The organism is Methanobrevibacter sp. (assembly GCF_045539575.1).
In the GTDB taxonomy this organism is placed as follows: Archaea; Methanobacteriota; Methanobacteria; order Methanobacteriales; family Methanobacteriaceae; genus Methanocatella.
In genome coordinates this window covers 1-3,806 of the sequence record NZ_JAZQFM010000034.1, presented here as the reverse complement: position 1 = coordinate 3,806, position 3,806 = coordinate 1, and the positions used below count along the sequence as shown (strand labels likewise).

At 35.0% G+C, this 3,806-nt stretch carries 4 protein-coding genes; 1 reads left to right on the top strand and 3 read right to left on the bottom strand.

Annotated elements, in window-relative coordinates:
* Nucleotides 1-160: 160 nt before the first annotated feature.
* Together ACKI30_RS04865 and ACKI30_RS04860 are read right to left on the bottom strand one after the other, a co-directional pair.
* Nucleotides 161-856, bottom strand: a complete 696-nt coding sequence (locus ACKI30_RS04865) for a class I SAM-dependent methyltransferase (protein WP_407410374.1) — start codon at nt 854-856, stop codon at nt 161-163.
* Nucleotides 856-1,332, bottom strand: coding sequence for a methyltransferase family protein (locus ACKI30_RS04860; protein ID WP_407410372.1), 477 nt, complete (start codon nt 1,330-1,332; stop codon nt 856-858). The genes ACKI30_RS04865 and ACKI30_RS04860 overlap by 1 nt, the downstream gene beginning before the upstream one ends.
* 277 nt (nt 1,333-1,609) lie before the next feature.
* Here ACKI30_RS04860 and ACKI30_RS04855 point away from each other — a divergent pair, with 277 nt between their 5' ends.
* Nucleotides 1,610-2,062 carry a MarR family winged helix-turn-helix transcriptional regulator gene (locus ACKI30_RS04855; RefSeq protein ID WP_407410368.1) on the top strand — a complete coding sequence of 151 codons (453 nt, stop codon included), beginning with the start codon at nt 1,610-1,612 and terminating at the stop codon, nt 2,060-2,062.
* A 38-nt stretch (nt 2,063-2,100) separates the two neighbouring features.
* On the opposite strand, the gene ACKI30_RS04850 is transcribed toward ACKI30_RS04855, so the two are convergent.
* The coding region (locus ACKI30_RS04850) for a Na+/H+ antiporter NhaC family protein (RefSeq protein ID WP_407410366.1) at nt 2,101-3,806 on the bottom strand (1,706 nt) is incomplete at its 5' end.

Below are 3,806 nucleotides of genomic sequence, written 5' to 3'. Positions count from 1 at the left end.
TTCAGATGACTTTTTCTCAATTTGCTTTCCGGAAATTAATCTTTCCATATCCAGAGCCTTTTCATCATGGAAATATTCAGGAAACTTTTTTGAAATGTTTACCCTTGCGGTTAACGGAATGAACAATGTATCCTCTACACCTTGATAATCAGCCATATTATCACTTTCTTGCAACAACAGTCATCCATTCAACCCATTTATCTGTCAATGACACATGGTCGTAATCATCCTCAATTGTTTTGGTCTCACCGCCTATTTCCTTAATCGTTTCCTGCTTTTTTCGCCCGTCGCGCAGATAAGCTGTAATCTGCGAATAGTCATTGTTCACTAAATATTGACAGAGTTCCTTGTCATTGTATACTGTCATATTAATTAATTTTTCAGATATTTTCATAGGAATGTTATCTGATCCGTTTGATTCAGTTCCGATTAAAAATATTCCACCAGGTTTTAGAACTCTTTTAACCTCTGCAAAACATTTTTCAATATTCGGCCAGAAATAGACTGTTTCAAAGGCTGTCACCACATCAAATGTTTCATCATCAAAGGGTAGGCTTTGCACGTCCCCATGGACAACTTCAACCTTACCGTCATATATCTCCTGCCTGTTGACTTCTCTTGAAACCTTTACGCTGTCCATACTGTAGTCCACACCGTATACCTTTTTTGCATGTTTTGCCATACGGTTGATGTTTATTCCACCGCCACAGCCTATATCTAAAATTACATCATCGGATTTAATGTCCAGATGTTTCAAACCCCATAATGATACCGGAGTATGTTCCTTGTTCATTGATTTTAACTGAATCTGACCTAATTTTCCCTTAGGTTTTCTCATGTTGTCGAATATTCCCATTATCTCACCTTCGGAATGAATCTATTAACTTTTCTTGAATAAATTAAATAATAATCACCATACCATTCAAACAGCCATTTCTCTTCTGTATTTTTTATAACAACTGTCAATATTAACCAGAAAATAACCGGCAAAAATATTAAAAACAGATTATCAAAGATTAAAATCGCACCTGTTACCGCATATAGGAAAGCGGCATAAATCGGATGTCTGACCTTTGAATATATTCCGGTTGTAATCAGTTGATTGTTCCTGATGCCGTCGTCTATTCTTGAATTGACATTGGCGGATAGCCAGAAGATTGTGCCAACCACAATCAGAACAAATCCCAAAACACTTAGAATAATCTGATTTGATTTATAAACAGGGATTACATTATGGAAACTCAAAACAAAAAATAATATTGTAATAAGGATTATCATACCTATCAAATAGGGTCCAACACCAAAAACCGGCAAATGATTATTTTCACTCATGCTTATTATTATATTAAAAATGCTATAAATATTTTGGCGTGCCTAAATTAATTCAATATAATCCAATGAAAATTAATGGAAATAAAACTTAAAAAAAATAGAAAAAAATACTTAAATAAACAATAAGCATTATATAGTGATTTTTTTAAACAAAATAATCCTATAAATGACTAATTAGTTTAGTAGTAAACTATATACAATTATTTTATAAAATAAAGCTTATTTAGTGGAAAAAAATATATAATAAATACAAATATAATATATTTAGGGTGAAAACATGAAGTTTAAAAGAGTAGTTGAATATCATGGATATGACCGATTTGTCGAAATTGTATATACCCTCCACAAAAATACCAAGATATATTTAAACAGAACACTTTCACAATACAATTTAACTGCATTGCAAGCACTATGCATGTTAATTATGGATGAACAACACGACATAAGTCAACAGGAGTTAGCAGACCTGTTATTTTTAACAAAAAGTGCTGTGACTCAAGTGACGAAAAAATTAGAAGACGAGGAATATATCACCAAGACAAAATCCAAAACCGACGGACGCCAATATGTATTAAATTTGACTAAAAAAGGAAAAGCCATCATACCAAAATTAGAAATCATTTTAAAAGAATGGGAAGAATCCATTGGAATTGATAAAGTGGATGATGAGTTTATTGAAACAATGACAGAAATTGCTGACAGTTCAATAAATCTAAATAAAAATAAATAGCTAATTAATCGAAATTTTAAAAAAAAAGAAAAATGAAGTTATGAGGAGGCTTCTTCCTCAACTTCATCAAAGTCTACTTTTTCACCAAGTATCCTAAGACCGATAAACATTGCAATCACACCGACAGGGATACAGACGTACCAAGGTACTCCCAAACCTGCTGGGATGTAACCGAGTACTATTGCAATAATTGCAACAAAGATTGCATAGTAAATTTGTGTTTGAACGTGATCGATGTGGTTACAGCTTGTTCCCATAGATGAAAGAATTGTTGTATCTGAAATTGGGGAACAGTGGTCACCGAAAATAGCTCCTGTCAATACTCCACTGGTACATACGACTGTGAAACTCATGTCACCGGAACTTACTGCCCAACCTAAAGGAATTGCTAAAGGCATTAAGATACTCATTGTACCGTATGCAGTACCTGTTGCAAAGGAAATCAATGCTCCTAAAATGAAAATCAATGCAGGAACGATGAATTGAGGCAATGTTCCGCTTAAAACACCTACAAGATAATCTGCAGTACCTATTTCACCGATAACTCCACCTAATGACCAAGCCAGAAGTAAGATTACACCAGTGATAACAATGGTTTTCATACCTCCAATCCATTCGGAGATTGCATCCTCGATAGATAGGATTTTTTCACCGACAGCCATTACAATAGCTACAATGGAAGCGAGAAGTGCTGCTTGGAAAAGTGCAACAGATGCGTCTGATGCTGCTAATGCTTCAAAGATACCGTTAAATGATAAAGGTGCTGTTTTCATCAAGGTGATGAGAGCTTGATCTTCTCCACCTAAAATAGCTGTGTATCCGCTCCAGTAGAACGCTACAAGTGCACCGATAATCAAAGTAGCAATAGGAATGATAGCATTCCATACGGATAATTTGATTCCTTCAACCGGTTTAACGTCATCGAAACCAGGTGCTTCAGCGACTTGTTGAATTTCAGTTCTTTTACGAGCTTCTTGTTCTGCTTTTTTCATTGGACCGAATTCGTATAATGTTGCTGCGGAAATCACAATGAATAATAAAATGAAAATGTTATAGAACCTGTAAGGAATGGTTTGTAAAAATATTCCAAAACCAGTAGCATTGCTTACACCGACAGATTGGAAACCAGCAGCAATTAAACTGATTTCTAAACCAATCCAGGTAGAAATGATTGCAATACCAGCTACAGGAGCAGCAGTTGCGTCAACTACAAATGCTAATTTTTCTCTTGATACTTTAAGTTTGTCCATAACTGGTCTCATGATAGGACCGACAATTAAAGAGTTTGCGTAATCGTCGAAGAATACACATAATCCTAAAATCCAAGTAAATATCTGTGCTTTACGAGGAGTGTCTGCTCTTTTAGCGAATGCATCTGCAAGAGCTTTTGCCCCACCCATTTTTGTAATTAACTGGATAACTCCTCCAATAAGTAAACATTGAAGAATAATACCTGCATTCCAAGGATCTGCCATACAAGAGATGACTTGTGAACCTAAGTTCAGGAATGCATTGATAATAGTTGAGATGATGTTTAAATCATTACTGCACAACATGAATTCTCCAACGAATACACCAATGAACAAGGACAATACTGTTTCTTTTGTTATGAATGCTAAGATAATAGCAACAAGTGGCGGTAATAATGTTAAGATACCGAATCTAACAGCATTACCTCCAGCAGCTGGTGCTTGGGAAATTGTCAATGACAATACAAAAAGTAGGATAATAGATACAGCTGTTA